Below are 21,038 nucleotides of genomic sequence, written 5' to 3'. Positions count from 1 at the left end.
TTTATATACGACCGAATTCGGCTACAGAAACGACTTTTTCTTGTTTTGAGGAGATTTCAGGAACTCTGGCGAGAATAGTATCGGGACCTTTAACCTTGTCTCCGGGCAGGACGAGGACTTGCAATTCAGGAACTCCGCAAACTACGACATCCACCTGGCTCCCTCTCCCGATAAAGGAAAGTTTGCCTCCAGCAGGGACCATATCCCCAGGAGCGACAAAAGTCGTAATTTTGTTCACGAATTTGTCGGCTATAAGTACTAAGCCTAATTTGATGCGATTTCCTTGTAACCACATTACTTGGCGTTCGTTTCGAAAGAGGTACTTTTTGCCGAAAAGTTGTATCAAACGCCTGAACCACGTTATCCGAACGTATTCCCAGAGGTCGAACATCGGAAGGTTCGTCTTTGCAGGAATGTGCTCGATTTTTTCAATCTGCGCCGGAAGGGGGGAATATTGATAATGCACGTCGAGGGCAGTCATGGCTATTCCGATTAGCCAACCTTCGCCTTTCGATTCCTCCGATGGCCAATCGCTTTTCGTAATCTCTGTTATCGGAATGCTCTCGCCTTTTTTTTCGCATATCACAAATCCGTCTTGGATTTTCTTGACATAGGCAACGATTCCATACACGGGGCTGAGAACGCTATCATGAGTTTGCGGAGTATTCGAATGATTAGGATTTCTATAAAACCAAACTTTGCGCAAAAACCATATAATCGCAATCGCACTTATAACGAGTGCAGAGAAAATTAAAATGAATACGTTAACGCTTCCCATTTTCTTTATCCGCTTTTACCATGCCACTCCTTATAGCCTTTGTAGGCGATGTAAGGAAGACGCAGAGCATAATAACCTGTGATTCCCGAAACGATTCGCAATGCCGAGGAGCGTTTCTCCGTTCTCGGAACTTTTGTCGGTTCTCTCCAAATTCGGTCCGCTTCGCAATAAGCATCGCGTATCGAATAATTCATTGCAATCGTTCCGAGGTGTTTGGAAAGTGTGTTTTCTAACAACTCGAATGGAAATGGAACAATCGTTTGGAGCTCTTCCCATCGTTTTCGCACGAAGGGAGTGATGCCATTTCGCGTCCAATCTTCGCGTTCCTTATTATAAAACTCACGGTCGAGAGGACAATGTTTTGGATATTTTGCAATTGCAAGCAATGCCCGGAGGATTTCATTTAACCGAAAAATTTCTGGGATAGGGTCGAATATACGAATTTCGATTGTTCCTAAGCGCTTACTGATAATAATGTCTTGAAAACGATATTCGTTGTCCTCTCGAAGCGGTCCCAAAAGACCCTTAGAAGCCATGCGATAACTAACACCCCAAAATGCCCCTGCGGCATAGGGGCTGTTCGCTGCGGCTAATGCGAGAACGGGCAGAAAATAAACTAAATTTTCGTAAACCCGCTGCCTTTCTTCTTTAGGGACTCCCACGTGAATATGCGTGCTTGCCGTGTTCGTGGGAGAATCGAGGGTGAACAGCGCGCCAACGGGAACAACCAAGCCACCCTCCGACGCCTTAGCAAACTCTTTCCTTCTTTCGATGAGGTCATCTAAAAGCGTTGCGATACTTTCGTGAGTATCCGTTGCAACCTCCACAGAACCCATGAAGCACTCTTGACGGTCATTTCCTTTCGCGAAATTCGATGCTGTGTGTTGGGTGTATTTTCGTGGGTTCGACCAAAAAAGTTTTCGCAAATAGTCTAAGGATTGTAAAGTGGGTAGGAGTCGGTCGCTTTCGAGTACGAAGACTTCCTCTTCGACACCCAGCGTTACTGGGAAGGAACTCATCGAGCCTAATTATAACCCAGCGAGGGGGAAATAACCTCGCATTATTGACGTTACTTTTACGTATTGCCATGCCGATGATAAAGCTAATGGGGCGATCTGTCCTACGGAGGGTGTGATGAGAGGGAACTTTCGACTTTTATCGAGTTTGATTATCAGCGTAGCCGTATGCGTGCTTGCATCTTCGTCAAATGACGCACTCGGAGACCCAGCAGATAAACTCATTTGGAAGCGTTATACGATTGGGAGATCGGTGGCGAATGTAGAATTGCCGTCGAAACCGAGCCAAATTGATTTGCCGCTATCGGCAGAGGTTAAGAATGCATATTCCCATTTAGAAACTTACCAGATGATTCACGGCACATTCGTGGTTCATATGTCGTATGGTGTTCTTAGAGGGAACTCAGTGAATTTGGATGCCGCTGCCGAAGGAGCATTGAATCAACTTCTCGCAAATTGCGATGAAAAGAATTCGAAGTATTCTGCTTGGAAAGGAAAAATCCAAGGTCGTGAAGCGAGATATTTCGGTGGCTATGCACGTTTTCAAGGTCAACATTTGGGATTTTATGCATGTGCCTTATCGGAAGGCGGAAAGTTTTGGCAAGTGATTTGCACGTATATGCCTACGCAAGATAATGAGCGTTTTGCGAAAAAGACGATTAATTCGATAAAGTTCGCGAAATGATTCAAAGAGTGCAGACACTTTGTCTGCACAATGTGCGTTCGAGTGGGAAAACACGATAACCGCAGCATTATCCTGTGTTAGTTTGGGAAAAGCGTTACATGCTAAGTGAACTCATTCCAATGGAATGAGTTCACCTTGCAGTTTCGACTTTTCCCAAATATATTTTCCCGCAAAACGCGCGAATGCGCCTGAATGACAAATCCAAGTCTTACCGACCTTTTCGGGCTTTTCCAATGTGTGATGACTATGTCCACCAAAGATAATGTCGATTCCCTTAACCTCTTGCACGAGCCGGATATCTTCGTCTAAACCGATATGGGAAAGGCAGATAAGCAGTTCCACTCTGCCTCGTAATTCCTGCACACATTTTTCTGCCGCTTCTATTGGAGAGTCGAATAGAAAAGCGCTAATTCTGCGCGCTTGCATTCGCTCCGTCACCATAGGAACCATAACACCGAATACACCTATCCTATCGAAAACGATGTAAGAGGGCAGAGGGGATTTCGTTTCTTCATTGTTTCGAATAATCATTAGAGGGCTTCTCGGTTTTCCGTTCCATCGCAAATTCGCGGCGAGCATAGGATGACTGCAGCCTTTTAATTTCGCTCGAAATCCCTTCATCGAAATATGAAACTCTCGATTGCCGGGCACTCCAGCCGTGCAATTCGCAAAACGCAATAACTCCCAAACCTTTTCGGGTTGTCTCGGAATACCTATGTTTCCTGATTTCACACAATCTCCGCAATCGAAATAAAAGTCCGCTTCTTTGCGAAGCTCTGCCAGGGATTTCGCAGAGTGTTCGTTCAGACGTCCATGTAGATCACTCGTGTGGAGAAAGGAAATAGCCTCGTGCACGCATTCGAGTGTATCTCGAAAAGGTAAACAAAGTTGATAGTTTCGAAGCGTGCTTATAAGAAATTAGGCACTGCGACGGTGAAAACTGGAGAGCATGCGAATTTGTTCCCGATACTTGCTCACCGTGCGGCGAGCGACGTGAACGCCTTGTCTTTTCAAAATTTCGCTTATCTCTCGGTCAGAAAGAGGATGATTCGGATTTTCATTTTGTAGAATTTCTTCGATAAGTTTCTGGATTCGCAAAGCCGGCTTAAAAAAGAAATCGAAAGACACTACGTCTTTGTTCACGAGTTGAACATATTTGTTCATCGTCGCACGGCATACCGTACTTTCGTGCATTCCTAATGCTCGGGCAATTTGCAAACGTGTAAGCGGCTTTAAAAAATGGTACGAACCGGTCGTGATAAATCCACCTTGTTCTTTTAGCAGATACATGGCGATTTTCATCAACGTGATTTTTCGCTGTTTTAGACTTTTCACGAAAGTCACAGCGCGGTTTACATATTCTTTTACATGAGTTTTTTCCTCAGGAGTAATTCTCGACGATTGAGAACGAATCTGCAGGTAGCGTGCGCGATATTGGGGATTGATGAAAAATTCCGAAGGATCGCATCCGCGAACTTCGATTTGTATTCCCGTTTCGTCTCGATGATAGACTACGTCGGCAGTTATGCTCGGTGTGGCTCGATAGCTTGTTAAATTTAGTTCCCCACCGAATGTTTCTCCTGGGTATGGGGAAAGAGAAGTAATGAGTTCGAAGGCTCGCTCGACCGCACCTTTCGACACACCGTAACTCCTCGCGATTCCAGTCGTGCGACGGCGCAACACACTATCCCAGTGATTCTGCACGATCGAGCAAGCGAGTTCAGAAACCTCGTCTCGAGTTGCACGAAGTTGGAGGAGCAAACATTCTTTCAAATCTCTTGCGCCAACTCCTGTGGGTTCGCAAGATTGTAGTTTTTCGATAACTTCGCGAACCTCGTCTAAATCCGAACCGCAAAGATAAGCGATTTCTTCATCGGGAATCTCTAAATAACCTTGCTCGTTTACGGAATGAACGATGAATTTCGCTAATTCCTTTTGATGAGGTTTTACAATCGGTAACAACTGAGCAAGAAGGTAATCGTGCAGAGATACTTTAGAGGGGATGAAATCTGTCCAATCGGCATTGTTTTCGGTTTCGAAAAATTGTTCTTCCTCTCGTGGCTCGTTCCTTGATTTATAAAATTTCTTAAAGATTTCTTCTTCTTCTTTTACTATTTCTTTCGCGCTTTCTTCTCGTTCCAACGCAGGATTGTCGCTCAATTCTTGTTCCACAGCGACTTCGAGTTCGCATAAAGGTAACTCTAATATTTTTGCCGAAACGATAACGCGCGGGTCTACGTGAAGTTGCGTGCGAACTTCGGTTTTTGTTTTTTGAGAGGTCTCTTGATGAAGCGCCATAGAAAAGGACTTAAAATGTGATGCCCGATTTAACTTTTCCGTCATCGGTGTGGAAATTGCCCCGTGAGGTTACTGGTTGCTTCCCTATGAGACTGGCAATTCTCCAAGGACACTGCAGTTCGATCGAAATGGGAAAGGGACACCGAATGCGTCCGAAATGGTCGCGCCGACATGCCAAAAACCATCTCTATCTCCTAAATGCTTCGTGCCTCGCATCCCCGAAGTCCATAAACAAAAAGGAACGTATTCCCGAGAGTGGTCAGTGCTTGGTGTCGTAGGGTCGTTCCCGTGGTCTGCAGTGAGTATAAGCAAATCCCCTTCTCGAAGCCGGTAAAAAATACCGGCAAGCATCGTGTCGAACTCCTCGAGGGCTTTTGCAAATCCATGGGGGTCGTTCCTGTGTCCATAAAGCATATCGAAATCTTCGAAATTCGCCCAAATAAACCTCGCATCGGATTCGAGAGCGTTCCTAAGCATATGATAATGTTCTTTGTTGTTTTGCGTGCGAGGAACAGAGCGAAAACCTCTTCCCGAAAAAATTTCAGGAATCACTCCGATTCCGAAAACCTCGCCTATATTTTCCGAGATAATATCGATCGCGTTGTGCGGTGGGGGCGAAGGAAAATCTTTTCGATTTCGTGTGCGCTGAAAACCCGTCTCCGGAGTTCCGATGAATGGTCTTGCGATAACACGACCGACAGCATGAGGCTCGACGAGTAAATCTCTCGCGATTCGGCACATTTTATAGAGTTCTTCTAAAGGAACGATTTCTTCGTGACATGCGATTTGAAAAACACTGTCCGCACTCGTGTAAATAATCGGACATCCGGTTTCCATATGTTGTTTGCCGAGGCGCTGGATGATTTCCGTTCCGCTGGCTGCAACGTTCCCGATGGTTTGCCTCCCGATGCGTTTTTCGAATTCTTTGATGATAGAAAGGGGAAAGCCTTGCGGATAGATCGGAAACGGACGCTGCAAATGAACCCCCATCATCTCCCAATGTCCGGTAATCGTGTCTTTTCCTTTGCTAATTTCTCTCAGCCTTCCCCACACAGCCTCAACTTCTTTGCAATCGATTCCCCCAGCTTTTAGAAAGCCCATGCGAGATAGGACAGGAGCCTCGAAACCGCCTACGGATTCCCAAACGTTTTTGAGCGTGTTACCTTCGTTTTCACCGCAGTCCCCGAAATCCTGAGCGTCGGGAGCAGGTCCTGCTCCACATCCATCGAGCACGATGCAAATGACCCGTTGAAATTTCAAACTTTTTTCCCCGCACAATAAACTTCTGGAGAGAGCGGAAGTGCAAATTGATAGATTAACTCCTCTAAACTTCCCGCATTCCAAATACAAAAGTCAGCGGGTGCTCCCGGTGTTAGCGTACCGAGGAGTTTAGGAACAGCAGCTTCGAGCGCCGCCGCCGCATTCACCGTTGCGGCTGTCAATGCTTCTTCGGGGGTGAGTTTCATTTTTGCGACAGCGAGTCCCATAACGAAACGCATGTCGCAAATCATGCTCGTTCCCGGATTGAAATCCGTTCCGAGAGCGACCGCGCAGCCTTTGTCGATCATCTTCCTCGCATTCGCATAAGGCTTATCGAGATAAAACGCAGTCCCAGGGAGCACGACGGCAATCGTATCGGAATTCGCCAGAGCCTCGATTTGCGCATCGCCGCTTTGCAAAAGGTGGTCGCAACTCGCCGCTCCTAAACGCGTTCCGAGTTCCGTCCCCCCCAAGACTTTGAATTCATCGGAATGAATTTTCGGGCGCAGGTTGTATCGAAGACCTGCTTGCAATATACGTTCGGATTCTCGTACGTCGAACGCCCCCTCGTCGCAAAACACATCGTTGAAAGCAGGCTCAGCACGATGTTTCGCTGCAAAAGGTATGAGTTTTGCTTCTAAAAGTTCGATATATTCCTCGCGTGTGGTTTCGGGGGGGAATGCGTGTGCCCCCATGAACGTGACGACCGTACGCTGTTTCAATGTACGTTTCGCTTCACGAATCGCATCGAGTTCTTTTCGAACTCCCTCTTCCGAAAGCCCGTAACTCGCTTTGATTTCGAGAGTCGTTGTCCCCTTTCGCAGCATGAGTTCTGCCCTTCGTAAAATCCCCTGCGTTAATTCCTCGACGCTCGCTTCGCGTGTCGCGCGCATAGTTTTTAGAATTCCTCCGCCTTCTGCTGCAATTTTTTGATATGATTCCCCTCTGCATCGTCGAATGAATTCACCTGCGCGAGAGCCCCCCCAAACGAGATGAGTGTGAGGGTCTACGAATCCGGGTGTTATCAAATGATCTGCGGCATCGATTCGGGGAACAGAAGACCATTTTCTTAGTAATTCCTTTGCATCACCTACTTCCTGGACGATTCCCTCTCCGATGGCCATAGCGGCATTGCGTAGTACAGAGGTATTTTGCATCTCCTCCCCTTTGCGCGCTCCGGGCTTTCCTGCGAGTGTGTGCAATTCTCCGATTGGGGCAATGAGGGTTTCTACGTTCACATCTGATTATGTTCCCGAAGCATAAGCATTTCTAACCGTAACAAGGTTTTTTTCTTACGAATAAACAACTACTCCGACAATTACCGCGCAATCTAAAAGAATCCAACCGATGCATGGCAGATAAATATTCTTGTCGCGCTTTTGCAACCCATAAATAAGCCAAAGAATAGCCGAAAGTAAATAAGCGCTCCAAGAAACAACGGAGACGCCAGCTGCTTGACGAGTCGCCCAAATTATCCAAACTTGCGGAAAAGTCATGAACAAGGTGAAAAGGGACATAGCTCCCAACAGGCGACGCAACGTAGTTTGTTCATACGGCACCCTGGGTGGGGTCATGGGATCCTGAGCATTCATAAAAATTCCTCCATTTAGGAAAACTTAAGTTATACTAACTCTATGGGAGGTCTCGTATTTGTGCGTTTGAGTGTCTTTGTCACTATTTCGATTCTCGGGCTGCAATTCGGCTCTACGATTCTGGTTTCCATCTCCTCGACGGGCGAGCAGGGAAATGGAGAGAGCAGGTTTCCTTCCGTGAGCACCGATGGAAAGGTGGTCGCATTCGAATCGTACGCATCGAATTTTTCTCCTCGTGAAAATGACTACACCGATGTTTTCGTTCGCGATTTGGTGTCGGGAGAGACAAAAATAATTTCCAAGTCTTCTTCAGGCGCTTTTGGAAACGCGAGAAGTTTTTCACCGCAAATCAGTGCAAACGGTCGTTACGTTGCTTTCGTTTCGTATGCGTCGAATTTAGTTTCTGGGGATACGAATAGCTATGCAGATGTTTTCGTTCATGACATACAAACGGGGGAGACGTCTCGGGTTTCCATATCTTCATTCGGAGAACAAGGAAACAACCATAGTGGGCTTTTCGGTTTGGATATTAGCGCCGATGGACGTTATGTTGTTTTCGAATCTTACGCGAATAACCTTTCCCATGATAATTCGAACGGAATCTTCGTGCACGATAGACTCACGAAAAAAACAACGAAAGTTTCTGTCTCATCTACGGGACAAAGTGCGTATGCCTCTTTCCCGTCTATTAGTGCGAACGGAAGGTTCGTTTCCTTCGTTTCTTGGTCTTCGATTTTCGTAGCGGGAGACACGAACGGTTTTGCCGATGTGTTCGTACACGATAGATTGACAAAAGTAACCACGCGAATTTCAGTGTCTTCCGACGGGGCTCAAGGAAATTCGTGGAGTTATTTCTCCACGATTAGCGCTGATGGAAGATATGTAGTTTTTCAATCCTATGCTTCGAATTTCGTTGTTAACGACACGAATAATGTTTCGGATGTCTTCGTACACGATAGACGCACTGGGGAAACTACGAGAATTTCCGTATCCTCGACGGGCGAAGAAGGAAATGGTGCGAGTGGAACGGACGGAAGTCTCGGGATTTCTGACGACGGTCGTTTCGTGGCTTTTAATTCCCTCGCTTCGAATCTCGTTTCCAGTGACACGAATTCTCCATCGGATGTTTTTATTTATGATAGGATAAATCACCGCACGCTTTTAGTTTCGGTATCCTCTTCAGGAGAACAGGGAAATGGCGAGAGTGGGGGGGTGTCTCTATCGGGAAATGGAACTTTTGTAGCATTCCAGTCAGAGGCGTCGAATTTGGTGCCCGGGGATAAGAATGGCTATCAAGACGTTTTCCTGAGAAGGGTGAAGTAAGTCTTATTGTTCGTTTCCTTCTCGCTCAGAATCTTTGCTCGAAAACTCTTATCCATTTAGAGGGATGAATTTTGCTTATATGTTTCCAATTTGCTTTTTAACCCCCCGGTTCCCTTTGCGAAGCAGGGGGAACTTTTTTCAGGTGGGGGGTCATTTATTCAATAACTTGAGTTTTGTCGTTTTTCCTACTAGGTGTGAAAGCCTCAACAGCAGGAGCTGCTGAGGCATAAAATCTGTTTAGGCATATAATTTGTTTAGAATTGTTTTCCAAAAAATCCGGTTCCCCTTGCGAAGCAGGGGGAACCTTGAAGGTGGGGGGTCATTTTTTTATTCAATAACTTGAGTTTTGTCTTTTTCCTACTAGGTGTGAAAGCCTCAACAGCAGGAGCTGTTGAGGCATAAAAACAAGAAGTGATTTCGAATTAATCCAACATCGGAATTTTCAAGCCTTTTTTCTTCGCGGTTTCGATCGCTTCTTCATAACCTGCATCCGCATGTCGCATTACGCCGATGGCTGGATCGGAATGCAACACCCGTTGGAGTCGTTCCGCGCCTTCAGGTGTTCCGTCGCAAACGATGACCATTCCAGCGTGCTGTGAATATCCGATTCCGACCCCCCCACCGTGATGAACCGACACCCAAGAAGCGCCATTCACCGCATTGATTAATGCATTCAAAAACACCCAATCACTAATCGCATCGCTGCCGTCTTTCATTCCTTCCGTCTCACGATTCGGTGAAGCAACGGAGCCCGTATCCAAATGGTCGCGCCCTATCACGACAGGCGCCTTGACTTTTTCAGACGCAACTAATTCGTTTATCGCCAATCCCAATTTGGCGCGGTCGCCAAGCCCTAACCAACAAATCCTCGCAGGAAGCCCTTGGAATTTTACCTTTTCCGATGCGAGCCGAATCCAACGACATAAAGCGGTGTCTTCTGCAAAGTTTTCGAGAATGTATTCGTCTATGACAGCGATGTCTTCTGGGTCTCCGCTCAATGCAGCCCATCGAAACGGACCTTTGCCCACGCAAAAGAGCGGACGAATATAGGCAGGCACGAATCCCGGAAAGGCAAACGCATCTTTCACACCTTCGTCGAAGGCGACTTGCCTAATGTTATTCCCATAATCGAAAGTTTCTGCCCCCCTCCGCATCAGTTCGAGCATCGCCCGCACATGTTCAGAAATCGCACGACAGGCTTCTCGAATATATCGCTGGGGGTCTTCCTTTCGCATGCGAATCGCTTCTTCCAGTGTAAATCCGTTCGGTACATACCCATTAAGCGTGTCATGTGCGCTCGTCTGGTCAGTTAAAACATCCGGAACGATATTTCGGCGAACGAGTTCCGGCAGAACATCCGCCGCATTCCCCAATAGGCCAACGCTCAAAGGCTTTTTCTCTTCCTGTGCTTTCCGACAGAGAGAGAGCGCCTCCTCTAAGCTTTTGCATTTCGTGTCGATATATTTTGTTTGGAGTCGGCGGTCAATGCGATTCTCGTCTACTTCTACGCAGAGTGCAACCCCCCCGTTCATCGTAATCGCCAATGGCTGTGCTCCCCCCATACCTCCGAGCCCTGCCGTTACCACGAGTTTCCCTTCCAACGTCCCCCCGAATCTTTTTCGCGCAACTTCCGCGAAAGTTTCATAAGTTCCTTGCAGAATCCCCTGCGTGCCGATATAAATCCAAGAACCTGCCGTCATTTGACCGAACATGATCAAGCCTTTCTTATCGAGTTCGTGAAACACTTCCCATGTCGCCCATTTCGGAACTAAATTCGAGTTCGCCAACAATACGCGCGGAGCATTCACATGGCTCGGCATGATTCCGACGGGTTTTCCGCTCTGCACGAGAAGCGTTTCCGTGTTTTCTAATTCGAGAAGACTTCGTACGATTGCTTTCAGGCATCCCCAATTCCTCGCCGCTTTTCCCATCCCGCCGTAAACGACCAACTCCAAAGGTTTCTCACCGACCTCGGGGTCGAGATTGTTGAGGAGCATTCTAAGTGCCGCCTCTTGATGCCACCCTTTGCAGTTCAAATCCCTCCCCCTCGGTGCTCTCACCTCGATGGGATGGCGCGAGGCGAGAATCTCTTCGAGGAGAGTTTTCGTCACCTGCATGTTTGAATTATACGATAGTTGTAGTTTTCACTTATCGTTTCGGCTCGAAAACCCTTAGGCATCTTTATCTTGTAAGTGCTTTGGTAAAATGTACTCGGCCTTGCGGGCGTAGCTCAGTGGTAGAGCGTCTGCTTCCCAAGCAGAGGGTCGAGGGTTCGAATCCCTTCGCCCGCTCCAGTTTTTCCTCGAATCACCCATTGACCAACGCAAAGGGTAAAGTTTTCTAAAAAGTAGCGGCGCGAGCGCTGACGCACTAAAAAAGGAGAAGAGACATGCCTAAATACGTTATCGAAAGGGAATTGCCTGGCGCAGGGAAACTATCACCACAAGAACTCCAGGCAATTTCACAAAAATCCTGCAGCATCCTCCGTAATCTCGGACCAGAAATTCAATGGCTGCATAGTTATGTTTCTGGCGATAAGATCTATTGTGTTTATATAGCCCCGAATGAGGAGTTAATTCGAGAACACGCGGAAAAAGGCGGTTTCCCCGCAAACCGCATCTCGGAAGTCAAAACCATAATAGACCCGACGACAGCGGAAGCATAAATATAAGTTTCGCGTTTTCAATCAAACGCCTAAGGTTGCATCTGCATAGAGGGAATTATGCATTCGCTTTCGTTTATCGCTTTATGAAATAAAACGGTAAAAAATAGAATTAATTTTCTCAAATTCTTATTTTTTTATCTTCGCTTTTGCCCGCATTTGTAGCACACCTAAAAAATGCAGCACGATTTGTAAAAACCAAACCGTGATGCAAACGACTTTATCCGATCGTATATTTCGCCAACATTCCTGCATGAATGTGATCCGCCACGTGACAATGAATCAGCCAAGTGCCAGGGTTGTCGGCGTTCATATCTGCAGTCATCATGCTGCCTGGCAGCAATTCGATGACGTCGGTTCTGCGTCCTTCGCAAAGAACTGTTTTGCCATGCCAGTGGCATGTGTGCAAATCAATTTCGTTTCCCATTGCCATGACATACCAACGAACGCGATCGCCGACGTTCATCTCAAGACCTGGAAGATTTCCGAAAATAAAACCATTTACGGAGTGCATCAGTCCCCGTTCACGACCTTTGTCTTCGTCGAAAACCATGAACATTAAAATGAACTCTTTGTCCACGTCAACTGGTTTGCCTTCTTCGTCTGCCATCCCTTGTGCAGTGATAATTGCAGGACCGAGAAGACCGATATTCGTTTCAAAGGGTTCGTCGACATGTGAGTGATACCACCAAACGAGTGAACTCGGATCTTCGGGACCAGGTCCACTATCTGCATCGGCGATCCATTCGTAAGTGAATGATTCTTCAGGCATAACCGCTGCACCTTGACCTGATGGTTCGTAGAGTGCACCTTCGCTGTCCTTTTCATAGCGAAAGCCATGGGGATGCATACTGCACGGGTATTCCCAGCGATTGAGAAAATGCACCAACACCACATCACCGACTTCTGCTCTAATTATAGGACCCAAAACACCTAACCAAGGCGGTTGCGGCTTTTTTATCGTGAACGTTTCATCGGTGTATTCGATATAGCGCACTTTTGGCCATTTCGTAAATCCCTTCCATGGCCTCGGTATCGAGTTGCCCGTGATTTGATCGTATCCACTCGGGGCATAGTCCCACAGTACGCTTTCTGCAGCGATATAGTAATGCCGAACTTTCCCGGACAATCGTGGTGCCCTCGAAGAGTGCGGGGATACCTCTTTGCTGAGTAGTGGCGATGCTGCAATCGTTCCGATTACTGCGCCCCCGAGAGTGAGGAACTCTCTTCTTCCTAGAACCCTTGAATTGCTTGCCTTTTTCATAACAACCTCCTCTTGGAGTAAGCAAAATGCCTTTATAAGAAAATGTTAAAGCCTTTCCTCAGAAGAAAAGGATGATCTTCATCATAATTGGGGAATCCTCTTGCCCTTTGCCTCTCGAAGGAATTCCAGCATTTAAAGTGCGTATATAATAATTGCAGAGATACGCTAATAGGAGGTTCCTATGCTACGGAAAATTCTCATCCTAATGCTCGTATTGACATTATCTTCTTCCCTCGCTTTCGCACAGGCGACAACCCCGAAGTCAAAAACGCAAACTCAAAAGGCGAAGGCGACCGTGGTGGTGAAAAAGCAGTTATACGCATGTCCGAAGTGCGAGATGGCTAGCTTTAAGGGCGGGAAATGCCCTGGATGCGGAGCCGAGATGATCAAGATCCACGGCACCGTAGGATATTCCTGCAAAGACTGTCATACCTTTTCTAAAAAAGCTGGAAACTGTCCGAAATGCGGGAAGCCCATGAATCAAAAAGCCGTGCAAACGTACGCATGCAAAGACTGCCATACATCTTCGGTAAAAGCGGGTAAATGCCCGAAATGTGGAAAGCAGATGACGCAAGAAATCGTGCCTTTCATGCCGAAGAAATAATTTGGGAACGAAGATTCGTTTGGCTTGCACGCAAAAGCGTGCAAGCCCTTTTTATTTTATCCCCCCCATCAGGCAAAATGCGGCAAATTCAGCAACTCTATTATAATATAAAGTAGCAAAAACGCACCGAATGCCCCTGCCATTACGAACGGTAAACCGCTCATCAACAGTTTCTGCCCGAAATTAGGAACCATCTTAGGACTTCGCTTGAAATTTTCGATGAGCTCTTTTCCAGCCTTAATCGCATTATCTATTTGTTCGGGTGTAGGTGGCTTCGTGGTGGCGATGAATTGAAGAAAATTCCCTAACCTTCTCCAAAAAATAATCGTCAACATCAAAGCAATCAATAATCCCACAGGTTTCCAACTACCCCAATCCTTTTCTGCGAGCCATACAAAAAGCATCGCTCCGACTGCCAAATTCGTTCCACAACGAGGATGAACCCGAGGCATGCGCCGAACAATTTCAGGAGTCAAAGGCTCTCTTCGCTCGATAGCATGAACGACCATGTGCTCAGCAGCATGCATTCCCGCTAAAGGCGATATTCGCAAAAAAACCAAGAACAAAACTGCTGGAAAGTAATCCATTACGATTCGCGCCCATTTCTCTCCATGTCCGGACAATGCCAATTCTAAAATCGGTGTACCGGTGAACTTCCCCCATAGAGCGAGCCCCCCCATCGTTATTATGATAGCAGCGGTGAAAAATGCGAAAAGTAGTGCCCCTGTCGCAACGAGCGCGAAAGCGCCGACTCCTCCCGTAACGACCCCATTCGTCAAATAAACCCCGAACGGGGTCGCGAGCCCCCCCACGACTCCGGGTGAAACCGGAACGGGTATTGGAGAAAAAAGCGCATAGGCTGGAAGCAATCCGACGAAAACTCCTTCTTCGTCCACCACAGCGAGTGCAGGTGCTTTTGTCGCTCGGAATTTTTCTCGAGCCTCCTCGAGAGAAGCGTTGGGAAGTATTGTCGGAGGACGGGAATCGATCAAATCTCTTACGGGTGTCGTTGCGGGTAGCCCATCCAATATGGCTTCCAGTAACTTGTCTTCCCATAAAACACCTAAAAAGAAAATCCCATCCACGACCGGAACCGCCCTCATCCCGGATTCTCTCAGGTGAGCTAAAGCAGAATTCAAAGAAGAATCGGGATAAATCGGATGAGTTGCGCGAACGTAATCGATAACTCTTGTGCCTTTAGATGTCATATAAGCCATAAAACTATTTCTGTCGTTATACTCCAGGGAAGGTTTATACTCCAAAGAAGGCAAGCCGAAGCTCCGCGCCTTCGTTAAGTCGTCCATAATCTCCTTACGTGGAAAGGATCGCAATTCTAACGAGTGGTGGAGACGCCCCTGGAATGAATGCAGCGATTCGCGCCATTGTCCGTGCAGGCTTGGGAAGTGGCGTTAGGGTTTTCGGTGTACGCCACGGATTTATCGGACTAATCGAAAACGAGATTCGGGAAATGAACTCCATAGAGGTAGGCGGAATCATAGGAAGGGGCGGAACAGTGTTGAGAACCGGACGTACAGAACGATTCCGTACAGAGGAGGGGATGTCTCGAAGTTTCGAGAATTTGAAAAACTGCGGAGTGGATGGGCTCGTCGTCATTGGGGGGGATGGCTCTATGCGAGGAGCATACGAGTTTCATCAAAAATACGGAATGCCTGTTGTTTGCATACCCGCTTCGATAGACAACGATATCAGTTGCACCGACGTGAGTATCGGCTTCGATACTGCCGTGAACACAGCGGTGGACGCGATAGATAAAATACGCGATACTGCTTATTCCCACGATAGAGTTTTCGTTATCGAAGTGATGGGCAGATTCAATGGCTTTATCGCAGTCGAAGCAGGATTATCAGGGGGGGCAGAAGGAATCATCATCCCAGAAATTCCGTTCGATTTGGATGAAATTTGTGACCGTTTGCGCTCGGCATACGAAAGAGGAAAACACAGCAGCATCATTGTCGTCGCAGAAGGCGCTGCGAAAGCATTCGAAGTCGGTACATATATCAAACAACATACAGGATTCGAGGTGCGCCCTGTAGTTTTGGGTCATATCCAGCGTGGAGGAAGTCCTACGGCTTTCGATAGAGTCATTGCAACGCATATGGGCGCAGAAGCCGTACAACTGCTCTTGCATGGAGAACACTGCACAATGGTAGGATGGACCGCAAATGAAATTTGTTGGATACCCTTGAAACAAGTCTTGGAAACCCCTCGTAAAATAGATACTGAACGGCTTTTATTAGCAGAGGTGATGGCTCAATGATTTTATCTGTAACATACAACCCTTGCGTCGATAGAACTCTTTTCGTGTCGAGCATTATCCTTTATTCGACGAATCGAGTGCTTCGCACGGAAACGGATGCGGGCGGTAAAGGAATTAATGTTGCCCGAGTATGCGCTGAGCTCGGAGTACCGACCTTCGCGACTGGCTTTATCGGCGGGGCGACGGGAGAGATGGTGAAGTGCGTCCTGAGGAAAGAAAAGGTGGATTATGAGTTTGTCGAAGTAAAAGGGGAAACACGAATTAATATCAATATCGAAGACGAAAAAGGGGATACCCCTACGACTTTTCATGAAGCAGGCCCGAGAGTTTCCGAAGAAGAAATACAAAAACTCGAGAAATTCGTCGAAACGTTGCTCCCGAAAAGTACTTTCGTAGTTACAGGGGGGGCGCTTCCTCCGGGAATGGCGGAGGATTCTTTTGTGAATCTTATTCGAATCGCTCGAAAATACGGCGTGCCGGTCGTCATTGATACAGAAGGCGAAAAACTTCGAAAAGCATGCGAAGAAAAACCCTTCATGATAAAACCGAATCTAAGAGAGGCGGAAGAACTTTTGGGTCGCCCTCTCCGAGAAATTCATGAAATCGCAGACGCAGCAGAAGAAATCCATCGAAATGGAATTCCCATCGTCGTGATTTCTTTGGGTGCTGCGGGCGCGGTTCTCGCTTCCGATGAAGGCGTCTTTCATGCTATTCCCCCCCCAATCAAAGTGGTGAGCACTATCGGCTCAGGCGATTCCCTCGTGGCAGGTGTGCTCTACGGCTTGACGCATAAAAAGCACCATGCAGAAGTCCTGCAATGGGGCGTCGCCGCCGGCACTGCAACTGCTCTCACGGATGGGGCAGAAATCGCAAGGCTCCCGGTTATCGAAAGCCTTTTCGGGCAAATTCATTTGCAAGAACTCAGAACCTACGAAACGAAAGCCAGGTGAAACCCTTAGCGCTAAAGGGAATACTTTCCTTTGTTCTGAGTTTTTGCTTTGCTGGATGCTTTGCGGTTGATAGGTTGTTCGATGACCCGCAATGGTTTTTAGAAGTAAGCGGCGACCGTTCCTGGCTCATCCTCGGAAGCAACGAAGAACGACAAGGACTGACAACGGGTTTGGAATGGTCTCGCGAAGGAAGGTTTTTTGCATTGCGTGCACGCCCGGATTTCGAAGCGCGCGAAACGTTTGGAATTCGCTTCATCGTGAATCGTTCGGAAAACGGAGACGGAGAAACCTTTAACGCTTTTTGGCTCACCGTTGGCGCAATGTGGGTGGGAAGAGGCAAGTTCCTCGAGAATTATTATTTCGAAATCGGCACAGGTCCTTATATCACGGACAGAACAACACAAGATGTAAATAGCCACTTCAACTTCGGAACGTATCTCGGATTCGGAAAGTTTTTAGGAAGCAAAAAAAATGCTCCGCGCCTCGGAGTGCGATTCACTCATGTGAGCAACGGCGGAATAAAACCTCCGAACGTTGGAATGAATTTATTGCAAATTACGTTAGCGATTTCTATATAACACTCCCGCATAAAAAAATCGCTCAACTGTAGGAGCCGCCGTAAGGCGCGATTTTTACCCCTGTAGGAGCGTCGTAAAGCGTGATTAATAACCCCCCTCTCAAAAAGAGAACTCGTACATTCGAACCCACTCTTCGCTTTATGGATTCGGCTCTAGATCTTCTATTTTTCGTAAAAACGACTGCGCCAAAGATTTAGCGATGGTAAGAAACTCTTCGAAATGACGGCGTGCGCGTTCGTAATCCATGCGAAGTGCATCCAAACGCTTCCGAGACTCTTCCATCATCGCACGCACACGCTCGTCCGCCTCCTTCAAAATTTGTTCGCTCTCCTTTCGCGCCGCTAATTTCATCTCTTCTGCTGCTTTGTGTGCGGCGCGCAGAATTTCGTCCGTATCTGCCGCTTCTTGCTTCAATCGTGCGTTTCCCTCTCGCAGTTCACGTTCCGTCGCATACGCTTTCGCCAATTCGGCGCGCGTTGACTCCAACTCTTCTTTGAGTTTCTTTACCTCTTCGGAAAGGTTTTGTTTCTCGATATCGAATTGATTGCGCAGTTCCCGTAATTCTGCTAGTTCCGTACGCATTTGGTCGAGTTGTTTGTTGACTTGCGACAGGAACTCGTCTACTTCTTCACGAGAATAACCCCGAAAAACCACCCGGAATTTCGTATCCGGGTTCCGCGCATTCGGACCGTTCGTGGACATTACCGACCTCCGGGGAAGAATCCCCTAATCCACGAAGTGCAATAACCATGCCAAATATCCGTCTTCAAGCAAAAAACCTCCTTTACGACTATTTCACCGGCCAGAGATGGAATGAATTTCGCGTTTGCCCCAATCTCTGCCTGCTTGGCGAAAATACATCAAAAAACCCGGTGAATACCGGGTAAATCGGACACTCGTTAAAAAGACGAATGACCTCGCTTATTGTGCACGAAATTGAACAGAAATGCTCTTTATTTCTTGTGGAAAACCTGTAAGAGCGCAGTCAGCGTGCTTCAGTGGAATTATGGCGTATGAGATCTATAAGGCGCGACCAGTCATGATCACTAGTAGGGGCGCCGTAAGGCGCGATTTGAGTGAGGTGTAAGGGATAACGGACCCCCAAGGGGATTCTCTCGAGCCTTTGTTGTTAAGTATAAAAGAGAACGCGGAGAGATGGCAGAGTGGTCTAATGCGGCGGTCTTGAAAACCGTTGACCCGAAAGGGTCCGGGGGTTCGAATCCCTCTCTCTCCGCCAGTTGCTGAAGCTTTCGCCCCGTATTTTGCGAGGACTCGCCCGATTTAAAGTGCCTTTGGTTGTTGCCATTACCTACTAGTTGTTGCCATTACCTACTAAGGGTGGCGGAATTCTATTCTTTGTATTTTGGTTGATATAAATCAACTTCCGTACCATCCGGTAAACGAAAGCGAGTCACGAATCCGTATCCTTGGTCAACGATATCCATCGTAAATTCCACACCACGTTGTTTCAGTTCCTCCATCGTTGCCTGCAAATCGTCGCAGTAAAAAGAAATCTTATGCTTCGTTCCTTCGTGCGGGTGGCAGCCGACTTCGGAATCCGAAGGCTTGAAAATTAGCCATCCATCGCCAGAATCGAACCAGCGCAAGCCCAATTTATCGCGAAAAAAAGCACGCAACTCCTCTGCTTTCGGAGAGTAAAACATTGCATGAATTCCTTTAATCATATGAACATTTTACATTTTATAAATAAGTGGAGAACGGAAAAAATCATCGGTTCCCTCTATATGCGGGAAAACCTTACGAACGGGTGGAAAAGCTTTTCAGTAGAACAACTTTTCAGACTTCTTAGCGGTAACCTATCTGACAAACGAAAACAGAATGTACGACTATCGAATCGGCGTGGATGAAAGCGGGAAAGGGGATTTTTTCGGTCCGCTCGTGATTGCCGCGTGTTATGTCGCCCCCGAACATCTCGCCGAATTGGAAGATGTTCGGGAATCGAAAAAAATTACGGACTCTCGCGCGATGCAACTTTCCGCGAAAATCCGCAAAACATGCCCTCATTCCATAATCGCTATCGGTCCTGCGAAGTACAACGAACTTTGGGAGCAAATGCGCAATCTGAACAAAATCCTCGCTTGGGGGCATGCGCGCGCGATCGAAAACGTTTTAGAAATTCTGCTGAACCGGGAAGTCTCTGCAGGATCCCCCCCGAAAGAAAACAAGGAAATTGTCGTGATTAGCGACCAATTCGCAGACCCGCAAGCAGTGCAAAAACGTTTGTTCGAATTAGGGCGCAAAGTTCGCCTGGTGTCGAAAGTTCGCGCAGAAGAGGACATCGCCGTCGCTGCTGCTTCCGTCCTCGCTCGTGCGGAATTCCTGCGTCGTTTGCAAAATCTATCGAAAGAATGGGGAATCGAGTTTCCGAAAGGGGCAGGACCCCAAACGATTACCGTCGCGAAAAACTTCGTCGCTCTCCACGGAATCGGACAACTCAAACAAGTCGCCAAAATTCATTTCAAAACGATGAAACAAATAGCATCCTACGAATAGCACATAAAATCTCGAAAAAAATCTACACAACCTTCCCCGTCCGAAAGACGTCCAACTCGGGCTCGACGAATTCGAACATGGGATAAGAACCTGCTCCGAAGTTAAGGTCAATCAAAGGACGTATCAACTGCTCGTTCACCACACGCTCTGCTAATTCTCGACGCAAACCTGCCAACTGCATAATCAAAACCTGCAAGTGCACCTTTCCCAATGCAAGCGAGCCTATGCGCCGAGAATCTTCCGTCACCAGCGTCTGTCCTAAAATCGCACGAGCCATTTCACGATTGTGATAATCGATTGCCTCCAAATATCCCGAACGAGCCTCGCGCCCCCCCTCGAGCAAACTCACCTCGATGTCGTCCGGATAAACGACAGCCGATTGACGCGCCAACTTCTCCAAAGCATCCAATAACTGTGTCTGAGCGCTTTCGGGAAGTCCGCGCTTGAATTTTCCCAGCACAGTCGGAGATGCGAACTTGTCCAAATGCGAGCTCCATTGCTTCAGTAATTCGCGCTTGATTGCCCAATGCTTGTGAGCAGGAATCAAATCCGATTCTCCACTCGGAAAACCGTAACGTTGTTGGTACACGAAAATGACGAACTTCTCTACAGGTAGCGAGCGCACACTTTCACCAGGAACGTGCAAAGTGAGTCCTTTGATGTTGAGAAACTCGTCCACTTCGAAACCGAACAAGGAAGGGTCTTTCGGACGAATCGCTTCGAATCGTATTTTCCCCGGATATTTCCGCGTGTCTTCGACGAAGATTTTCTCCAAAATCGCATATCCTTTCGCAATCGCATCCATCGCATCGAGCAAAACTCCCGTAATGCTCCCTTGCATTTCAGCGAACGCGTATTCCACGAAATCCGCCCTCTTTCGCGCATCTTCGGAAGCCCCCCCGTTTTCCGGTGCGGGAACAATCCTCCAAGGGACCGCCAGTGCACCATATTTTTTGATGGTCACGGCGGAACGTATCAGCGGGTCGCGAAGCATCTGTTCGAAGGTCTGCAGGCTGATGTTTTGACCCGATACCTGCTGTGCAGCACCTGGAAATTGCAGACTATACGCGATGGAACGAGGAATCGCAGGCGCTTCGTCGCGCTTTTGCAAACGTTTCCTTTTCGGTATTCGAGTAAATTCGATAATGTTCTTTATCCAGTTCATTGATTATCCTTTTTTGTATTCGTATTTTTATTCGCGCCTTACGGCGCTCCTACGTTTGGATTAAAAACCAA

General features: G+C 47.4%; 21 protein-coding genes and 2 tRNA genes. 10 read left to right on the top strand and 13 right to left on the bottom strand.

Going from position 1 to position 21,038, the window contains the following annotated elements; genetic code table 11:
• Position 1 precedes the first annotated feature (1 nt).
• Both VNK96_02565 and VNK96_02560 read right to left on the bottom strand, forming a co-directional pair.
• A complete protein-coding gene (locus VNK96_02565) occupies positions 2 to 778 on the bottom strand; it encodes a phosphatidylserine decarboxylase (protein ID HWP30593.1) in 777 nt (258 codons plus the stop codon).
• A 5-nt stretch (positions 779 to 783) separates the two neighbouring features.
• Positions 784 to 1,797, bottom strand: a complete 1,014-nt coding sequence (locus VNK96_02560; protein ID HWP30592.1) for a glutamate-cysteine ligase family protein — start codon at positions 1,795 to 1,797, stop codon at positions 784 to 786.
• Positions 1,798 to 1,912: 115 nt separating this feature from the next.
• On the opposite strand from VNK96_02560, the gene VNK96_02555 reads away from it, so the two are divergent.
• Entirely contained in the window at positions 1,913 to 2,479 is a 567-nt protein-coding gene (locus tag VNK96_02555) for a hypothetical protein (protein HWP30591.1), read from the top strand.
• 111 nt (positions 2,480 to 2,590) lie between these two features.
• Here the strand turns inward: VNK96_02555 and VNK96_02550 are convergent, their stop codons facing one another.
• The 5 genes from VNK96_02550 to VNK96_02530 form a co-directional block, all read right to left on the bottom strand.
• On the bottom strand, positions 2,591 to 3,334 hold the full coding sequence (locus tag VNK96_02550; GenBank protein ID HWP30590.1) for a metallophosphoesterase: 744 nt from the start codon (positions 3,332 to 3,334) through the stop codon (positions 2,591 to 2,593).
• Positions 3,335 to 3,397: 63 nt separating this feature from the next.
• Complete coding sequence (rpoN, locus tag VNK96_02545) at positions 3,398 to 4,777, bottom strand: RNA polymerase factor sigma-54 (protein ID HWP30589.1); 1,380 nt, start codon at positions 4,775 to 4,777, stop codon at positions 3,398 to 3,400.
• An 84-nt stretch (positions 4,778 to 4,861) separates the two neighbouring features.
• Positions 4,862 to 6,037, bottom strand: a complete 1,176-nt coding sequence (locus VNK96_02540; GenBank protein HWP30588.1) for a phosphopentomutase — start codon at positions 6,035 to 6,037, stop codon at positions 4,862 to 4,864.
• Positions 6,034 to 7,275 (bottom strand): imidazolonepropionase, encoded by a 1,242-nt coding sequence (hutI, locus tag VNK96_02535; protein HWP30587.1) that lies wholly within the window; start codon positions 7,273 to 7,275, stop codon positions 6,034 to 6,036. The genes VNK96_02540 and hutI overlap by 4 nt, the downstream gene beginning before the upstream one ends.
• 54 nt (positions 7,276 to 7,329) lie before the next feature.
• A complete protein-coding gene (locus tag VNK96_02530; GenBank protein ID HWP30586.1) occupies positions 7,330 to 7,554 on the bottom strand; it encodes a SemiSWEET family transporter in 225 nt (74 codons plus the stop codon).
• A 135-nt stretch (positions 7,555 to 7,689) separates the two neighbouring features.
• Between VNK96_02530 and VNK96_02525 the strand changes: the two genes are divergently transcribed.
• Positions 7,690 to 8,952 carry a hypothetical protein gene (locus tag VNK96_02525; protein HWP30585.1) on the top strand — a complete coding sequence of 421 codons (1,263 nt, stop codon included), beginning with the start codon at positions 7,690 to 7,692 and terminating at the stop codon, positions 8,950 to 8,952.
• Between the two features lie 422 nt (positions 8,953 to 9,374).
• Here VNK96_02525 and hutU read toward each other — a convergent pair whose 3' ends face one another.
• The gene (gene hutU / locus VNK96_02520) at positions 9,375 to 11,069 is read right to left on the bottom strand and encodes a urocanate hydratase (protein ID HWP30584.1); all 1,695 of its coding nucleotides are present in this window, start codon (positions 11,067 to 11,069) and stop codon (positions 9,375 to 9,377) included.
• A 102-nt stretch (positions 11,070 to 11,171) separates the two neighbouring features.
• Between hutU and VNK96_02515 the strand changes: the two genes are divergently transcribed.
• Positions 11,172 to 11,246: transfer RNA gene (locus VNK96_02515), tRNA-Gly, on the top strand.
• A 95-nt stretch (positions 11,247 to 11,341) separates the two neighbouring features.
• The gene (locus VNK96_02510; protein HWP30583.1) at positions 11,342 to 11,617 is read left to right on the top strand and encodes a DUF4242 domain-containing protein; all 276 of its coding nucleotides are present in this window, start codon (positions 11,342 to 11,344) and stop codon (positions 11,615 to 11,617) included.
• 217 nt (positions 11,618 to 11,834) lie between these two features.
• Here VNK96_02510 and VNK96_02505 read toward each other — a convergent pair whose 3' ends face one another.
• On the bottom strand, positions 11,835 to 12,878 hold the full coding sequence (locus VNK96_02505; GenBank protein ID HWP30582.1) for a multicopper oxidase domain-containing protein: 1,044 nt from the start codon (positions 12,876 to 12,878) through the stop codon (positions 11,835 to 11,837).
• A gap of 181 nt (positions 12,879 to 13,059) precedes the next feature.
• Between VNK96_02505 and VNK96_02500 the strand changes: the two genes are divergently transcribed.
• Entirely contained in the window at positions 13,060 to 13,482 is a 423-nt protein-coding gene (locus VNK96_02500; protein ID HWP30581.1) for a hypothetical protein, read from the top strand.
• Between the two features lie 68 nt (positions 13,483 to 13,550).
• Here VNK96_02500 and VNK96_02495 read toward each other — a convergent pair whose 3' ends face one another.
• Positions 13,551 to 14,786 (bottom strand): DUF1385 domain-containing protein, encoded by a 1,236-nt coding sequence (locus tag VNK96_02495; GenBank protein HWP30580.1) that lies wholly within the window; start codon positions 14,784 to 14,786, stop codon positions 13,551 to 13,553.
• Positions 14,787 to 14,797: 11 nt separating this feature from the next.
• On the opposite strand from VNK96_02495, the gene pfkA reads away from it, so the two are divergent.
• From pfkA to VNK96_02480, 3 genes are read left to right on the top strand one after another with little or no spacing between them, the layout of a single operon-like run.
• A complete protein-coding gene (gene pfkA, locus VNK96_02490) occupies positions 14,798 to 15,760 on the top strand; it encodes a 6-phosphofructokinase (GenBank protein ID HWP30579.1) in 963 nt (320 codons plus the stop codon).
• Positions 15,757 to 16,710 (top strand): 1-phosphofructokinase, encoded by a 954-nt coding sequence (pfkB, locus tag VNK96_02485; protein HWP30578.1) that lies wholly within the window; start codon positions 15,757 to 15,759, stop codon positions 16,708 to 16,710. Before pfkA ends, pfkB begins: the two co-directional genes overlap by 4 nt.
• On the top strand, positions 16,707 to 17,288 hold the full coding sequence (locus VNK96_02480; GenBank protein HWP30577.1) for an acyloxyacyl hydrolase: 582 nt from the start codon (positions 16,707 to 16,709) through the stop codon (positions 17,286 to 17,288). Before pfkB ends, VNK96_02480 begins: the two co-directional genes overlap by 4 nt.
• Before the next feature lie 138 nt (positions 17,289 to 17,426).
• Here VNK96_02480 and VNK96_02475 read toward each other — a convergent pair whose 3' ends face one another.
• Positions 17,427 to 17,990, bottom strand: a complete 564-nt coding sequence (locus tag VNK96_02475) for a DivIVA domain-containing protein (protein ID HWP30576.1) — start codon at positions 17,988 to 17,990, stop codon at positions 17,427 to 17,429.
• 447 nt (positions 17,991 to 18,437) lie between these two features.
• Here VNK96_02475 and VNK96_02470 point away from each other — a divergent pair.
• Positions 18,438 to 18,525: transfer RNA gene (locus VNK96_02470), tRNA-Ser, on the top strand.
• A 112-nt stretch (positions 18,526 to 18,637) separates the two neighbouring features.
• On the opposite strand, the gene VNK96_02465 is transcribed toward VNK96_02470, so the two are convergent.
• Complete coding sequence (locus VNK96_02465) at positions 18,638 to 18,973, bottom strand: VOC family protein (protein ID HWP30575.1); 336 nt, start codon at positions 18,971 to 18,973, stop codon at positions 18,638 to 18,640.
• A 154-nt stretch (positions 18,974 to 19,127) separates the two neighbouring features.
• Here VNK96_02465 and rnhC point away from each other — a divergent pair, with 154 nt between their 5' ends.
• Positions 19,128 to 19,802, top strand: a complete 675-nt coding sequence (gene rnhC / locus VNK96_02460) for a ribonuclease HIII (GenBank protein ID HWP30574.1) — start codon at positions 19,128 to 19,130, stop codon at positions 19,800 to 19,802.
• A 22-nt stretch (positions 19,803 to 19,824) separates the two neighbouring features.
• Here rnhC and VNK96_02455 read toward each other — a convergent pair whose 3' ends face one another.
• Entirely contained in the window at positions 19,825 to 20,967 is a 1,143-nt protein-coding gene (locus tag VNK96_02455) for a DUF935 family protein (protein HWP30573.1), read from the bottom strand.
• Between the last annotated feature and the right edge of the window lie 71 nt (positions 20,968 to 21,038).

It is taken from the genome of Fimbriimonadales bacterium, assembly GCA_035559795.1.
Taxonomy (GTDB): domain Bacteria; phylum Armatimonadota; class Fimbriimonadia; order Fimbriimonadales; family ATM1; genus DATMAR01.
This window is presented reverse-complemented; position numbering and strand designations above follow the sequence as displayed.

What these genes read in the sequence shown, in the direction of transcription:
- VNK96_02565 (HWP30593.1), bottom strand. Translation starts at nt 778, where the DNA reads ATGGGAAGCGTTAACGTATTCATTTTAATTTTCTCTGCACTCGTTATA.
- VNK96_02560 (HWP30592.1), bottom strand. Translation starts at nt 1,797, where the DNA reads ATGAGTTCCTTCCCAGTAACGCTGGGTGTCGAAGAGGAAGTCTTCGTA.
- VNK96_02555 (HWP30591.1), top strand. Translation starts at nt 1,913, where the DNA reads ATGAGAGGGAACTTTCGACTTTTATCGAGTTTGATTATCAGCGTAGCC.
- rpoN (HWP30589.1), bottom strand. Translation starts at nt 4,777, where the DNA reads ATGGCGCTTCATCAAGAGACCTCTCAAAAAACAAAAACCGAAGTTCGC.
- VNK96_02530 (HWP30586.1), bottom strand. Translation starts at nt 7,554, where the DNA reads ATGTCCCTTTTCACCTTGTTCATGACTTTTCCGCAAGTTTGGATAATT.
- hutU (HWP30584.1), bottom strand. Translation starts at nt 11,069, where the DNA reads ATGCAGGTGACGAAAACTCTCCTCGAAGAGATTCTCGCCTCGCGCCAT.
- VNK96_02510 (HWP30583.1), top strand. Translation starts at nt 11,342, where the DNA reads ATGCCTAAATACGTTATCGAAAGGGAATTGCCTGGCGCAGGGAAACTA.
- VNK96_02505 (HWP30582.1), bottom strand. Translation starts at nt 12,878, where the DNA reads ATGAAAAAGGCAAGCAATTCAAGGGTTCTAGGAAGAAGAGAGTTCCTC.
- VNK96_02500 (HWP30581.1), top strand. Translation starts at nt 13,060, where the DNA reads ATGCTACGGAAAATTCTCATCCTAATGCTCGTATTGACATTATCTTCT.
- VNK96_02495 (HWP30580.1), bottom strand. Translation starts at nt 14,786, where the DNA reads ATGGACGACTTAACGAAGGCGCGGAGCTTCGGCTTGCCTTCTTTGGAG.
- pfkB (HWP30578.1), top strand. Translation starts at nt 15,757, where the DNA reads ATGATTTTATCTGTAACATACAACCCTTGCGTCGATAGAACTCTTTTC.
- VNK96_02475 (HWP30576.1), bottom strand. Translation starts at nt 17,990, where the DNA reads ATGTCCACGAACGGTCCGAATGCGCGGAACCCGGATACGAAATTCCGG.
- VNK96_02465 (HWP30575.1), bottom strand. Translation starts at nt 18,973, where the DNA reads ATGATTAAAGGAATTCATGCAATGTTTTACTCTCCGAAAGCAGAGGAG.
- rnhC (HWP30574.1), top strand. Translation starts at nt 19,128, where the DNA reads ATGTACGACTATCGAATCGGCGTGGATGAAAGCGGGAAAGGGGATTTT.
- VNK96_02455 (HWP30573.1), bottom strand. Translation starts at nt 20,967, where the DNA reads ATGAACTGGATAAAGAACATTATCGAATTTACTCGAATACCGAAAAGG.